Genomic DNA, 14,250 nt, shown 5'->3' on the forward strand with positions numbered 1-14,250 from the left:
GGAATCGCGCCGGCCGCGTTGCCGGCCGCGATTCCTTCGCGTATATGAACGGAACCGTCGTGCCCGCGGCGGTCTGCCCGACGCAATCAGGCACTATTGCGCCCCGCTCACCGTAGACGCTCATCCGTTGCCCCCTGTCTCGCCTGCCAGGTCGTCCCCCTTCCGAACGCGACGCCATTGCGCCTGCGGCGGGCAGCCGTGGGACAGGCCACACCTGAACATGCGGCGGCGGCACTGCACAACGGCCAGCGCCAACCCGCGTTGCCTGTGCTCGCGCGTGCGCCGGCGCAACTCCACATTGCGCCACTGCCTGCTGCTGGCCCTGGTCATCAGCCCCGGCGCCATGGCCGCCAATGTCGGCGGCGCGGTGGCGCTGACCTCGCAGCTGATCGACCGGGGCATCTCGATCGCGCCCAACAAGGCCACGCTGCAGGCGGCCGGCTACTGGCTGCCCTCGCCCGGCTGGTCGGTCTCCACTTCGGTCGCGCTGCAATCGCCTTCGCTGAGCAAGCCGGTGGCAGTCACCGCCCAGGCCGCACGCGCCTGGATGCTGGACGATCGCTGGCAGATGCAGGCCAGCCTGCTGTATTACGGCTACCCGACCAATCAGGCCACACGCACCTTCGACCGCCAGGAAGCCAGCCTGGCCTGGTCCTACCGCGACGTGCTGACCTTTTCGGTGTCGGTGTTCAACTTTCCCCGCGCCGACCAATCGCCGTGGAATGTGGCCATCGACGTCACCGCCAATGTCCCGCTGCAAAACGACTTCAGCCTGTTGGTCGGCGCCGGTTCTTCGCGCTTTCCGGCGATGGCCTACGGCGCTGCCGAATCCGGCCGCTATCAGTACGGGCAATTGGGCCTGAAGTGGAGCCGGGCACGATGGACGCTGAAACTGGAACGCATCGTCACCAGCAGCAACACCCCGCGCCTGCAGGGCGGCCCGGGCGAAACGCCCTGGCTGGGCACGGTCTCCACCACGTTCTGATCCAGCTGCAACCTTTTGCCCCCGTGCGGGCACTGACCTACGTCTTCTGCCGTGCCTGCCTCGATGAATGATTCCGACACCCTGGGTGATGCCACCGACCGCATGCTGCTGCGGCGCATGGCTGCGGGCGATCGTGCCGCCCTGGCGACCATGTACACCAGCTACCACGGCCGGCTGTGCCGGTTCCTGTCGCGGCTGACCCGCCGCCCGGACATCATCGAGGAAGCCATCAACGACTGCTTCTGGATCGCCTGGCAGAAAGCCGGCGACTTCCGCGGCGATTCGCAGGTGTCGACCTGGATCATGGGCATCGCCTATCGCTGCGGGCTCAAATGCCTGCGCCAGCATGACGGCGAGGCCATCGACGACACCGCCGTGGTGGAAGACCACGCCCCCAGCGCCGACGACAACGACGACCGCGAGCTGCGCGACTGGCTCGACAAGGGCATGCAACGGCTCTCGCCGGACCAGCGCATGGTGATCGAACTGGTCTATGGCGTTGGCCACAAGCTCGAAGAAGTCGCCGAAATCATGCAGTGCCCGGTCGGCACCATCAAAGCCCGGCTGTTCCATGCGCGGGTCAAATTACGCAATGTGCTGCCCGGCCTGGCCGGCGGCGCCCCTTACACGGAGACCATGCAATGAAGACGTTTTTCATCGCGCCTGGCAAGGAATGCTCGCACGCCTGGGAACTGATGCCCGCAGTATTGCTGGACAGTGCCACAGAGGAAGAGAACACCTGGCTGATCGCGCACGTGGCCAAATGCCCCTCGTGCAGCGCCGAATTCGCCCAGCAGAATCGCCTGCGGCAAGCGCTTGCACTGCCGTCGGCGGTCAAGCTGGACGCCAACGCCGGCCTGCTGCGCCTGCTCGGCCGCCTGGATGCGCCGGAACAGCACACCGCACCGGCGGCACCGGTGCCGGCAGCACGCCGCTCCGGCAACTGGACGGTGCGCGCCCTGGCCGCCGCCGCCCTGGTGCAGGCCATTGGTCTTGGCGTCATGGGCGTCAAGCTGGCCGCGCCTGCGCCCTCGCACGACTACCGCACGCTCAGCAGCGCCACCGCCTTGCCGGTCCCGCAAGGTGCCATCCGCGTGGTGCCCGACGCCAGGATGACCGTGGCCGACTGGGACAGCCTGCTGCATGCGCAGCAGTTGCAGGTGGTCGGCGGCCCCAATGAAATGGGCGCCTACACCGTGGTGCCTGTCGCACCGCAGCCGCCTGCCCAGCCGCAGCACACCGTGCAGCAGCTGCGTGCGAACCCGCGTATCCGCCTGGCCGAGATCGTGTCGGCACCATGAGCCGCTTCTACGTGATCGGCTTGATCGCCGGCTTCATCGGCCTGGGCAGCTGCACCTGCGTGCATGCTCAGGACACGCCCCAGCATGCTGCGCAAGCTGTCGGCACCAGCACCGCGCCGCCGCAGGCAGATGCACATACGCCCGATAGCAGCCGCGACATCCTGCTGGCGGTGGCCAACCCGCTCACCGCACCGCCCGCACGCGCCGGCTCCAGCCTGATCGGCTACGCCTCCAGCTATTACGGCGCCGGCCATAAGGCCGCCGTGCGCATGGAAGCCATCAAGCAGCGCTACAAGCTGCGCGAAGTTTCCGGCTGGCCGATCACCTCGCTGGGCCTGTATTGCGCCGTGCTGCAGCCGCCGGCTGGCGTATCGCGCGACGAGCTGGTCAGCGCGCTGGCCGACGACGAAGGCGTGGAGCTGGTGCAGCCAGTGCAGGATTTCTCGGTGTTCTCCGCCGATGCATCGGAAAAGACCACGGCGCTGTCCGGCTATAACGACCCATACGTGGACATGCAACGCGGCTTCATCGCCACCGATGCGGCCAGCGCGCAGACCGTCACCCAGGGCCGCGGCGTGGTGGTGGCGGTGGTCGACACCGGCGTGGACACCGCTCACCCCGATCTGAAGTCGCGCATCCGCGACGTGCACGATCTGGTCGACGACACCGCGCTCGCCACCAGCAGCGATTCGCACGGCACCGAGGTGGCCGGCATCATTGCTGCCGGCAGCAACAACCATCAAGGCATTGTCGGCATGGCGCCCAAGGCCATGCTGAGCATCTACAAGGCGTGCTGGTATGCACCGACCGTCGGTGCCACCGCCCGCTGCAACACCTTCACCCTGGCCAAGGCGCTGGCGGCGATCAACAACAGCTCCGCGCGCGTGATCAATCTGAGCCTGGGCGGCCCGGCCGACCCGCTGCTGAGCAAGATGCTGCTGCATCTGGTGCAACAGGGCCGCATCGTGGTGGCCGCAATGCCGCCGAACGGCCGCATGGATGGCTTTCCCAACGATGTGCCCGGCGTGCTGGTGGTGCGCAGCAGCAGCGCCACCGCCGCGATGCCCGGTGTGCTGAGCGCGCCCGGCAAGGACATCCTCACCACCCAGCCCAATGGCCGCTACGACTTCACCTCCGGCTCGTCGATGGCCACCGCGCATGTCAGCGGCATGGCCGCGTTGCTGTTGTCGATGTCGCCGTCGATGGACGCGACCGCCTTGCGCGAACTGATGCAACGTACCAGCAAGATGTCCGACGGCCAGCTGCAGGTCAACGCCGGCGCTGCGGTCGACGCGCTGGCTTCGCACGCCAAACATTCCAACTGACGACACCGGCATGGCCAAGTGGATTCCCTTGTGGCTGCATAAACTCAGCTCGCCGCCCACGTTCTACCGCGTCGCCGGCATCGTGCGCCCGTGGGCGCTGGCGCTGGCGCTGCTGCTCGGCGCGGTGGCCGCTTACGGCGGGCTGGTACTGGCGCCACCGGATTACCAGCAGCACGACGCCTACCGCATCATCTTCATCCACGTGCCCAGCGCCTGGATGAGTCTTTTCATCTACGCGGCAATGGGCGTGTCCGCGTTCATCGCGCTGGTGTGGCGGATCAAGCTGGCCGAAGTGGTGACCATGGCCTCGGCGCCGATCGGCGCGGCCTTTACCTTCATCACCTTGTGCACCGGCTCGCTGTGGGGCAAGCCGATGTGGGGCACCTGGTGGACCTGGGATGCACGGCTCACCTCCGAATTATTGCTGCTGTTCTTGTATCTGGGTGTGCTCGGCCTGTATCACGCAGTGGAAGATCGCCGTCAGGCGATGCGTGCGGCCGGCTTGCTCGCGTTGGTGGGCCTGGTGAATCTGCCGATCGTGCATTACTCGGTGGTGTGGTGGAACACGCTGCATCAAGGCTCCACCGTGCGCCTGCTCGGCCCCTCCAAGATGGGCGCCGACATGCTGTGGCCGCTGCTGACGATGATGCTGGCCACCAAGTTTTATTACCTGGCCAGTCTGTTCGGCCGCGTGCGAGTGGACCTGCTCGCACTGGAAAGCGGCAAGGACTGGGCACGCCGGATCGTGTTGACGGAGCGCACCGCATGAACACCTTTCTGGCGATGGGCGGTTACGGCCACTACGTGTGGACCGCGTACGCGTTGTTCGTGCTGGTGTTGCTGGCCGATCTGGCCTCGCCGTGGTTACGTCGACGCCGCCTGCCACGCGAATTGCGCGGCCAGCTGCAACGACAGACACCGCGACGTGCACGTGATCAGCCAGTTCCCACGCTGGAGCGGGACGCGCCATGAATGCAACACGTAAGCAACGCCTTTGGCTGGTGATCGGCGTCATCGCCGCTGCCGCACTGGCGGTGACGCTGATCGTGCTCGCGCTGCAGCGGAACATGAGCTATCTGTTCACGCCCAGCCAGGTGCACGCCGGCGAGGCGGCCAATTATCAGCAATTTCGCCTCGGCGGCATGGTCAAGGCCGGCTCGATCCAGCGCGCAACCGATAGCCTGGAAGTCAATTTCACCGTGATCGACAAGCACGCCGCAACGCAGGTCGAATACACCGGCATCCTTCCGGATCTGTTTCGCGACAACCAATCGGTGATCGCCAACGGACGCATGCAAGGCGGGCGCTTTGTCGCCAACGAAGTGCTGGCCAAGCACGACGAAACCTATATGCCCAAAGAACTCAAAGACGCGATGGCCGAGGGCCATGTGGGCAAGCCGATTCCCGCTGCCGCGGTGCCGCTGTCGGCGCCGCGTTGATGCCGCGCGCACCGCTTTCCACCACTTCCATGATCTTCCTTGGTTGCACGATGCGATTTGCCCATGACGCCTGAACTCGGCCAGATCGCACTGATCCTGGCGCTGCTGTTGTCGCTTGCCCAGGGCGTCTTGCCGCTGATCGGTGCCTGGCGTGGCAACTCCGCCTTGATGGGCATTGCACGGCCGGCAGCGGTAGGCCAGGCAGTGTTCGTATGGATGGCGTTCGGCCTGCTCGCCTGGTCGCTGCTGTCGCTGGATTTTTCGGTGGCCTATGTCGCTGCCAACGCCAATATCGCCCTGCCCTGGTACTACCGCTTTGCCGCGGTATGGGGCGCGCACGAAGGCTCGCTGCTGCTGTGGATCGCCATCCTTGCAACATGGACGGTGTTGCTGGCCGCCTTCAGCCGGCATCTGCCGCAGCATTTCGCCGCCCGCGTGCTGGCGGTGCTGGGGCTGGTATCGGTGGGCTTTCTGGCCTTCATCCTGCTGACCTCAAATCCGTTCGGGCGGCTGTCGCCGATTCCCCTGGATGGCAACGAGCTCAATCCGGTGCTGCAGGACCCGGGCATGACCTTCCACCCGCCGGTGCTGTACACCGGTTATGTCGGCTTCTCGGTGGCGTTCGCGTTTGCGGTGGCGGCCTTGCTGGGCGGCGAGCTGGAACAGGCCTGGGTGCGCTGGGCGCGGCCGTGGACCAACGTGGCCTGGGCCTGCCTCACCGCCGGCATCGTCGCCGGCAGCTGGTGGGCGTACGCGGAACTGGGCTGGGGCGGTTGGTGGTTCTGGGACCCGGTGGAAAACGCCAGTTTCATGCCGTGGCTGGTCGGCACCGCCCTGATCCACACCCAGGCGGTCACCGAAAAACGCGGCAGCTTGCGTGCTTGGACGATTCTGCTGTCGATCCTGGCGTTCTCGCTGTCGTTGCTGGGCACCTTCCTGGTGCGCTCGGGCGTGCTCACCTCGGTGCATGCGTTTGCCGCCGATCCGCGCCGCGGCCTGTACATCCTCATTTTCCTGGTGGCCGTGGTCGGCGGCTCGCTGCTGCTGTACGCCTTGCGCGCGCCGAAGATCGCCAGCGGCAAACCGTTCGCCGCCGCCTCGCGCGAGACGGCCATTTTGATCGGCAATCTGCTGCTCACCGTGGCCGCCGCGATGGTGTTGCTGGGCACCTTGTTCCCGCTGATCGCCGACGCGTTCGGACTGGGCAAGGTCTCGGTGGGGCCACCGTATTTCGGCCTGTTGTTCCCGTTGCTGATGTTGCCTGTGGTGCTGTTGCTACCGTTCGGCCCTTACCTGCGCTGGGGCAAGGCCGAGGCAGCACCGTTGAAGGCACTTGGCACGCGCGCCGGCATCGCCGCGATTGCGTGTGCGTTGGTCGGCAGCCTCTTCGCCGATGGCCAGATCAAGGCGATTGCCGGCATCGGCGTTGCTGCTTGGGTGGCTGCCGGCACCGCGCTGTACATGCACAAGCGCTGGCGCGAAATGCCGCGCGGGCGGCGCTTTCCGGCTGAAATGGCCGGCATGTTGCTCGCGCATGCCGGCGTGGCGGTATTCGTTGCCGGCGTGCTGGTGTCCGACAGCCTGTCGGTCGAACGCGATGTGCGGCTGTCGCCCGGCCAGAGCGCGGAGATCGCCGGCTACGCGTTCCGCTTCGACGGCGTGCAAATGATCGATGGGCCGAACTGGAAGGCCGAACAAGGCAGCGTGCAGGTCAGTCGCGATGGCAAGGTGATCGCGCTGCTGCATCCGCAAAAACGTCTGTACAGCAGCGAGCGCATTCAGACCGAATCGGCGATCGACCCCGGCATCACCCGCGATCTGTACGTCGCACTAGGCGAGCCGCTGGACGATCAACACATCGAATACGACTGGACGCTGCGGCTGTACTACAAACCCTTCATCCGCTGGATATGGGCCGGCGGCCTGCTGATGATGCTGGGCGGTTTTGTCAGCGCCTGCGCGCGCCGTTTTCGTGCGCCTGCCGTCGCCGGCAAGGCGGCCACCTCGCCGGCACACGATGCCATCGTCACTGCGCAGGAATCGCCCGCATGAACCGTCTGCTGCCCTTGCTGGGTTTCCTGTTGCTGGCGGCGCTGTTCGGCTTCGGCATTTACTGGACGATGCAACACAATCCGCGCGATGTGCCCTCACCGTTGATCGGCAAACAAGCGCCAGCGTTCTCGCTGCCAAGGCTGGATCAACCCGAACAACAGGTCAGCCGCGACCAGCTGCTGGGCAAGCCGTATGTGCTCAACGTGTTCGGCAGCTGGTGCGCCGAATGCGTGCACGAACATCCGGTCTTGATGGCGCAGGCCAGCCGGCTCGGCGTGCCGTTGATCGGCTACAACTACAAGGACGCGCCGGCCGATGCCACCGCGTGGCTCGCACACTACGGCAACCCGTATGCCTTAGTGATCGCTGACGAAGCCGGCCAGACCGCGATCGATTTCGGCGTTTACGGCGCGCCTGAGACGTTTCTGATCGATGCGCAAGGCGTGATCCGCTACAAGCACATCGGCGTGCTCACACCCGATGTCATCAACGACACACTGCTGCCGGCCATCGCCGCGCTGCCCAAGGGCGCGCAGTGATGCCGGCTCGCCCCTGGTGGCGCTGGCACTGGCGTCTGCAAGGCCGTCAACTGCGCTTGCTGCTGGTGTTGCTGCTTGGCGTGCTGCTTGCACCGCCGCTGGCGGCGCAGGCAGTGGACCCACTGCCGTTCAAGAACCGCAGCGAGGAAGCGCGTTACCAGCGTCTGACCGCACAACTGCGCTGCCTGGTGTGCCAGAACGAGAACCTGGCCGACTCCAACGCCGCGCTCGCGCGCGATCTGCGCCATCAGGTGTTCGCGCAGATCCAGGCCGGCCACAGCGACGCGCAGATCAAGCAGTACATGGTCGAGCGCTATTCGGATTTCGTGCTGTACGACCCGCCGGTCAAACGCGGCACATGGCTGCTGTGGTTCGGCCCGCTGTTGATGCTGGGTGCCGGTGCAGGCGTGGTGATCCACACCGTGCGCAAACGTGCGCGTGCCGGGACACCGGTGGCGCCGCAAGCTGAGGAAGAGTGGTGATGAGCGGTTTCTATTTGATAAGCGCGGCGTTGGTGGTGATCGCGCTGCTGTTGTTGCTGGTACCGCTGCTGCGCCGGCCAACGCGCCATCGCAGCACACGCTATGCATTGCCGATTGTGCTGGTGCTGGGCTTGCCGATCGCCACCGCCGGTCTGTATCGCCTGGTCGGCGCGCCCGACGCCATCGCAACGCGCGTGTACGCTAGGCCAGCGCAGCAGACAGTGCAGGCGACGCCTGAGGCGACTGCTGCCGGCAGCACGCAAGCACAAACACCAGCCATCAGTCCGGCTGAAGAAGCACAACTGCAGGCGCTGGACGCCTGGATGCAGCAGGCCAAGGCGCACGAGCAGGAAAACCGTTCGGCCGACGCGCGCGATGCCTATGCGAAAGCACTCAAGCTCGCCCCCGACAACAGCGCCGCCATTGTCGGCTGGATCGCAGCAGACATGGGTACGCGCAGCGATTTCGCCATCGATGCCGCATCGCGCACGCGCCTGCAACAGGTCATCGCACGCGAGCCGGATCATCAACGCGCCCTGTGGCTGCTCGGCATCAGCGACTTCCAGCAGCAGGACTACAGCGCCGCCACCGAACACTGGCGCCATTTGCATGACTTGTTGGACACCGGCTCGACGATGCAGAAAGCGGTCGCGGAAAAAATCGCCGTGGCCGAATCGTTGGCGAGCGCGCGGCAGGCCAAACGCGCTGCTCGCCAGTAACGGCTGACAAAACCCACTTCGCGGCCATCAGCGGGTGCCGCTGCGCTCGGTGTGCGTATACCACGCGTAGATATCGCTACTGAGTGCGCCATCTACATCCATCTGCCCATTGCTCGTGCCCTTGTCCAGGCATTTCGAGGTCGTGAGATCTTGGTTGTCTTGAAAGATCGGACGCTATGAGTACGTAGATTGCAGAGCGGATGATCTGTGGCTTGGCTGCAGGGCCCTTGCCCGCCCACCATCGCGGGACACGCCGCAAGTACGTCCATGTAGGCTCTTACGCGGCATCCATGCCGCGTAAGGTCCCGCGACGGTGGGCGGGCAAGGACCAGTCGAGATGGTCGGTGTGCACGGTTGCAAGCCATGAATGACGTTCTTCTAATTGGCTAGCTATCGTGTCGTTCTGCGACACGCACCTGCAAGCCTACGCAACCTGCGAGACGCGCAGCTTTTTACCCGGCGACCGACCAACATTCTGGTGCGGTGCCCTCACCGATTGCGGGACCGTGTGGCGGCATGGATGCCGCCACCGAGCCTCCACGGATGGATTCACGGCGTGTCCCGCGAGCGGTGAGGGCACCGCGCCCTCGACCGACCAGGCGTTTGACATGGGCTTCTGACTGCATCTAAAAGCCGCGACGACTCAAATCACAGTATGTCGAAATGATTGGACAGTGCGGATAGATCAGTCGTAAAGCGGACACTCTCTGCCTGGCTGCAGGGCCCTTGCCCGCCCACCATCGCGGGACACGCCGCAAGTACGTCCGTGTAGGCTCTTACGCGGCATCCATGCCGCGTAAGGTCCCGCGACGGTGAGCGGGCAAGGACCAGTCAAGATGGTCGGTATGCTTAGCTCTTCTCAAAGCGACCAGCAAACTGTCTGGTGCGGTGTCCTCACCGATTGCGGGACCGTGTGGCGGCATGGATGCCGCCACCGAGCCTACAGGGACGTACTTGCGGCGTGTCCCGCGAGCGGTGAGGGCACCGCGCCCTCGACCGACAGACCGACGCGGCTTGGAAGTATCCAAGCGTAGCGAAGAGTCGCTGACAAAACCCAGAAAGAAACCATCAACAGATGATGGAGCAAGCAAACCAGGGCAACGCCAGATGGATATCGATTCGGCGTTACAGCATTCAAAAGGTTTTTGTTAGCCGCTCTGAAGCCATCGGCAATGCAAAACCGAGTGCACGTGGGTCAAACGTGCTCCGCACTCAGACCGAAGGCCCCAGCACTTCGTGCAACTTGCCGCTGAATTCGCCCAGCGTAAAAGGCTTGGCGATCATGCTCATGCCTTCGCCCAGAAATTCGCCACGATCGCGCGCGGTTTCCGCATAGCCGGTCATGAAGATCACCGGCAGATCGCGGCGTGACTGACGTGCGATTTCCGCCAGCTGGCGCCCGTTGAGTCCAGGCAGGCCCACGTCGGTCACCAGCAGATCGATGCGCCGCTGCGAGGCCAGAATCGGCAGTGCGGCATCTGCATCGGCGACCACATCGGCCTCGTAGCCCAATTCGTTGAGCAGCTCGGTGACCAGCAAGCGCACCTGTTCGTCGTCTTCCACCACCAGCACCTGCTGGCCTCTCCCGGTGACCACCGCACCGGCCTGCGGCAGCGGCTGGGCTGGCTGCAGATGCACGCCCGCCGGCAGATAGAGACTGACGGTGGTGCCCACGCCCATCGTCGACTCCACCCACACCTGCCCGTTGGACTGCTGCATGAAGCCGTAGATCATCGACATGCCTAGGCCGGTGCCCTGCCCGATCGGCTTGGTGGTGTAGAACGGCTCGAACACGCGCTCCAGCACATCCATCGGCATGCCGGTACCACTGTCGGTGACCGACACCACCGCATAATTGCCGGGCGCCAGCGTCACGCCACGGCCAAGTTCGAGCGGCTGCGCATCGACCAGCAGATGACGCGTGGCGATCCGTAATTGACCACCACCGGGCATGGCATCGCGTGCGTTGATCGCCAGATTGAGCAGTGCGCTCTCCAGCTGGTTTTCATCGACATACGCCTGCGGCATGTCGGCGTGCAGATCGGTTTCCAGACGCACCGATTCGCCCAGCGTGCGCGCCAGCAATTCCTGCAGCGACACCACCAGATCGTTCAGATGCAGATGGCGCGCTTCCAGCGATTGCCTGCGCGAAAACGCCAACAACCGCTGCGTTAGCGCGGCGGCCCGCAATGCCGAGGCCGAGGCCACATCCAGAAAGCGGCCCAGTCCTTCGGTGCGGCCTTGATCGATGCGCAGGCGCGCCAGATCCAGCGCGGACAAAATACCGGTGAGCATGTTGTTGAAGTCGTGCGCGATACCGCCGGTCAGCTGGCCCACCGCCTCCATCTTCTGCGCCTGACGCAATGCCGCTTCGCTGGATTCGCGCGCCTGCATCTGCTGCTGCAACTCGGCAGTGCGCTCGGCGACCTTGACCTCGAGCAGATTGGCCTGCTGCTGGATCGATTCCAACGCCAGCGTGCGTGCAGTGATGTCGGTTGCGAACACATGAAAGCCATCCACCACGCCATCTGCATCCAGGCGCGGCATATAGCGGATCTCCGCATCGCGGCGGCGCCCATCGGCGTGTGGCCAGCTTGCTTCCACCGTTAACGTCTGACCGGCCAATGCGGCTTCGATCCAGGCGCGACGCTCCTCCACCACCGCAGGTCCGACCACATCCACCAACGGCCGCCCGATCACATCGGCAGGCGGAATGCCGATCCAGTCTTCGTAGGAGCGATTGGCAAAGCGATAGATCAGGTTCTTGTCGATAAAGGCGATCAGCACCGGCAAGGCATCGGTGACGCGACGCAGTTCGGCTTCGCTCGATGCCAGCGCCGCCTTGCTTTCGGCCAGCTGCGCCATCTGGTCGCGGATCACGAACTGCTTCTGCCGCGAGCGCAACGCAGTGGAAATGGCGCTCAGCAACGAGGCCGAACTCAGCGGCCGTTCCAGCTCGATGACGTTGGTCAGCTCGGCCGGCAGCGTGGCCTGACGCCCGTTGTGGGTTCCGCGCGGGGCACGCAACAGCACGAACGGAATGTCCGACCACGCGGCCTGGCCCCGCAGGATGTGCGACAACTGCTGCAGATCGCCGCCGATCACCTCTTCGGTCAAGACGACCACGCCCGACGCATCGAGCAGTTCGTCCGCCAGCGCAGCCAGCGAACCATAGACCCGACGCGTCAGCCCGCGCTGGCCGACGATGCCGGCAATGCTCTCCGCGTCGCGCCCGAACGGCGCAATGATGTGGACGATGGACCCGTCCGGGTCACGGGTAGTCAAGTGGACGATCCAGCAACGGCGTAGCGTCTCCAACGAACTGCGGCGTGCCGGTCAGCACACCGTGGAATTTCTCCAGCGGCTCGCTCAACTGGATCCCGCCGCCACCGATGCGCAACTCGCGGATCGAATCCTCATGCGCGCCGCTGCGATTCTTGATCACCGACAAGGCCTTGCGAATGCGTCCTTGCGCTTCGAAAAAGCGGAACAGGATGACGGTGTCGGCCATATAAGAAACGTTGAGGTTGCCGGTCGACATCGTGCCCACCAGCCCGTGCTGCGGGTTGATCAGGAACGTGGTGACGCCGCACTGGTTGAGATACGACAGCAACTCGTGCATCTGCAGCATCAGCTGCTTTTCCTGCGGCATCGACGTCAGATAGCCGTTGAGGCTGTCGATCACCAGCACCCGGCAATGACGTTCTTCGACACTGGCACGCACCGTCCAGGCAAACTCGCCCGGTGTCAGTTCGGCCGGGTCCATCTGATGCAGTTCCAGCAAACCCGAATCCAGATGCTTGCGCAGATCCATGCCCAGGCTTTCGGCGCGCGTCAGCAAGGTGCCGGTGCGCTCGTCGAACTCCAGGATGCAGCAGTGCTCGCCACGCTCGCAGGCAGCAACAACGTACTGCAGCGCGATATTGGTTTTGCCCGACCCGGCCGGCCCGGTCAGCAACGTGCTGGTGCCACGCAGCGGGCCGCCATGCAGCAGCGCATCGATGCGTCCCACCCCGCTGGACACCGCTTCGCCAACGAAGGGCACGTGGTGGTCGGAGGCGATCAGGCGCGGATAAATCCGCATGCCACCGGTGACGATGGTCAGGTCGTGATAGCCGGCGATGAAATTCACGCCGCGCAGCTTTTGCACCTGCATGCGCCGACGCGCCGCGCCGAAGTCCAGCGTCATGCGCTCCAGCGAGATCACGCCATGGCACAGGCTGTGCAGATGCGCGTCACGCTGGCCGTTTTCGCCGGTGAGATCGTCGACCAAAAGCACGGTGATGTTGCGCGGCGCGAAAAACTGCTTGAGCGCCAGCACCTGGCGGCGATAACGCAGCGAATCCTGCGCCAGCAGACGCAGTTCGGACAGCGAATCGAACACCACGCGGGTCGGCTTGACCCGATCGATCTCGGCCTGGATGAGCTTGATGGTGCCATCCAGTTCCATTTCCCACGGGTGCAGGATCGACTGCTGCCGCCCGTCGCCCAGAAACGCCTCGGCTGATGCCAGCTCGAAGATATTCAGCGCATCCAGCGTCCAGTCGTGCGAGGCCGCCACCTCGTTGAGCTCGTCGATGGTCTCCGACAAGGTCACATACAGGCAGCTCTCGCCCTTGGCTGCGCCGTCGAGCAGGAACTGCAGCGCCAGCGTGGTCTTGCCCGACCCGGGCTGCCCCTCCAGCAGATACAGCCGATTGGGTGGCAGGCCGCCGCGAAGGATGGTGTCCAACCCCTCGGTACCCGTGGCAATGCGTTTTGCGGTCGTCTGCTTCAAATTTCCCATAGCCTTCAATTTATCACGCGCACGTGATAGCCCGATGCGGACGACTGAATTGATCAGCTTGCTTGCGCGGACCTTTTGCTCACAGCTTGCGTTTGCTGCTGCCATTGCGCGCTCAACCGAGTTTTTCGGCAATGCCTTTATGACAAATCCGACGCTCCCGTCACATCCGCCAGCCTAGCGTTGCGCATGAAGTACATCGCGTTGTTGCGATTGTTCGAGGATAGCGGTGAATCACGCAGCAAGCACCAGACGCATCCTGTTGGTCGAAGACGACGATGCGATCCGCGCCATGACCGAAGATATCCTGGGCGACGAGGGTTACCAGGTCGTCGCCACCGCCGATGCCGAGCATGCGCTGGAACAGCTCAACACGGCGCGCCCGTTCGACCTGTTGCTCTCGGATATCTGCCTGCCGGGCATGAACGGCCGCGACCTGGCCGACGAGGCCCGGTTTCTTTATCCGGCATTGCCCATCGTGTTCATGACCGGCTACGCAGGCGCCATCGCCAAGCGTGCCGACTTTCTGGATACCGGCATGCGATTGCTGACCAAACCGTTCTCGTTGCGCGATCTGCTGGGTATCGTGCAGACCACGATGTAAGCGAGCGGAGCAATTGCGCCA

General features: G+C 64.5%; 14 protein-coding genes. 12 read left to right on the forward strand and 2 right to left on the reverse strand.

The annotated features are described in order from the left end of the window. Positions 1 to 220 precede the first annotated feature (220 nt). From AC1PLU_RS13465 to AC1PLU_RS13515, 11 genes are all read left to right on the forward strand, one after another. On the forward strand, positions 221 to 985 hold the full coding sequence (locus tag AC1PLU_RS13465) for a TorF family putative porin (protein ID WP_481106478.1): 765 nt from the start codon (positions 221 to 223) through the stop codon (positions 983 to 985). 63 nt (positions 986 to 1,048) lie between these two features. Continuing rightward, positions 1,049 to 1,630: a sigma-70 family RNA polymerase sigma factor gene (locus AC1PLU_RS13470; RefSeq protein ID WP_006452988.1), complete on the forward strand. Its 582-nt coding sequence runs from the start codon at positions 1,049 to 1,051 to the stop codon at positions 1,628 to 1,630. Continuing rightward, complete coding sequence (locus tag AC1PLU_RS13475; RefSeq protein ID WP_481106479.1) at positions 1,627 to 2,286, forward strand: zf-HC2 domain-containing protein; 660 nt, start codon at positions 1,627 to 1,629, stop codon at positions 2,284 to 2,286. The genes AC1PLU_RS13470 and AC1PLU_RS13475 overlap by 4 nt, the downstream gene beginning before the upstream one ends. Further along, positions 2,283 to 3,611: a S8 family serine peptidase gene (locus tag AC1PLU_RS13480; protein WP_481106480.1), complete on the forward strand. Its 1,329-nt coding sequence runs from the start codon at positions 2,283 to 2,285 to the stop codon at positions 3,609 to 3,611. The genes AC1PLU_RS13475 and AC1PLU_RS13480 overlap by 4 nt, the downstream gene beginning before the upstream one ends. Positions 3,612 to 3,621: 10 nt before the next feature. Beyond that, positions 3,622 to 4,380: a heme ABC transporter permease CcmC gene (ccmC, locus tag AC1PLU_RS13485; protein ID WP_006452991.1), complete on the forward strand. Its 759-nt coding sequence runs from the start codon at positions 3,622 to 3,624 to the stop codon at positions 4,378 to 4,380. Beyond that, positions 4,377 to 4,583, forward strand: coding sequence for a heme exporter protein CcmD (gene ccmD, locus AC1PLU_RS13490; protein ID WP_023903698.1), 207 nt, complete (start codon positions 4,377 to 4,379; stop codon positions 4,581 to 4,583). The genes ccmC and ccmD overlap by 4 nt, the downstream gene beginning before the upstream one ends. After that, positions 4,580 to 5,050, forward strand: coding sequence for a cytochrome c maturation protein CcmE (ccmE, locus tag AC1PLU_RS13495; protein WP_481106481.1), 471 nt, complete (start codon positions 4,580 to 4,582; stop codon positions 5,048 to 5,050). Before ccmD ends, ccmE begins: the two co-directional genes overlap by 4 nt. A 63-nt stretch (positions 5,051 to 5,113) precedes the next feature. Further along, positions 5,114 to 7,102 carry a heme lyase CcmF/NrfE family subunit gene (locus tag AC1PLU_RS13500; RefSeq protein WP_229009251.1) on the forward strand — a complete coding sequence of 663 codons (1,989 nt, stop codon included), beginning with the start codon at positions 5,114 to 5,116 and terminating at the stop codon, positions 7,100 to 7,102. After that, on the forward strand, positions 7,099 to 7,641 hold the full coding sequence (locus AC1PLU_RS13505; protein WP_481106482.1) for a DsbE family thiol:disulfide interchange protein: 543 nt from the start codon (positions 7,099 to 7,101) through the stop codon (positions 7,639 to 7,641). The genes AC1PLU_RS13500 and AC1PLU_RS13505 overlap by 4 nt, the downstream gene beginning before the upstream one ends. Then, positions 7,641 to 8,123, forward strand: coding sequence for a cytochrome c-type biogenesis protein (locus AC1PLU_RS13510; protein WP_268211823.1), 483 nt, complete (start codon positions 7,641 to 7,643; stop codon positions 8,121 to 8,123). The genes AC1PLU_RS13505 and AC1PLU_RS13510 overlap by 1 nt, the downstream gene beginning before the upstream one ends. Next, complete coding sequence (locus AC1PLU_RS13515; RefSeq protein ID WP_481106483.1) at positions 8,123 to 8,842, forward strand: tetratricopeptide repeat protein; 720 nt, start codon at positions 8,123 to 8,125, stop codon at positions 8,840 to 8,842. The genes AC1PLU_RS13510 and AC1PLU_RS13515 overlap by 1 nt, the downstream gene beginning before the upstream one ends. Before the next feature lie 1,212 nt (positions 8,843 to 10,054). On the opposite strand, the gene AC1PLU_RS13520 is transcribed toward AC1PLU_RS13515, so the two are convergent. Together AC1PLU_RS13520 and AC1PLU_RS13525 are read right to left on the reverse strand one after the other, a co-directional pair. Then, positions 10,055 to 12,127, reverse strand: a complete 2,073-nt coding sequence (locus AC1PLU_RS13520; RefSeq protein WP_481106484.1) for an ATP-binding protein — start codon at positions 12,125 to 12,127, stop codon at positions 10,055 to 10,057. Then, the gene (locus tag AC1PLU_RS13525) at positions 12,114 to 13,628 is read right to left on the reverse strand and encodes an ATPase domain-containing protein (protein ID WP_043889158.1); all 1,515 of its coding nucleotides are present in this window, start codon (positions 13,626 to 13,628) and stop codon (positions 12,114 to 12,116) included. Before AC1PLU_RS13525 ends, AC1PLU_RS13520 begins: the two co-directional genes overlap by 14 nt. A gap of 256 nt (positions 13,629 to 13,884) precedes the next feature. Here AC1PLU_RS13525 and AC1PLU_RS13530 point away from each other — a divergent pair, with 256 nt between their 5' ends. Beyond that, a complete protein-coding gene (locus AC1PLU_RS13530; RefSeq protein WP_043889761.1) occupies positions 13,885 to 14,229 on the forward strand; it encodes a response regulator in 345 nt (114 codons plus the stop codon). Positions 14,230 to 14,250: the final 21 nt, after the last annotated feature.

The sequence above is a fragment of the Xanthomonas sp. NCPPB 2933 genome, assembly GCF_056725225.1.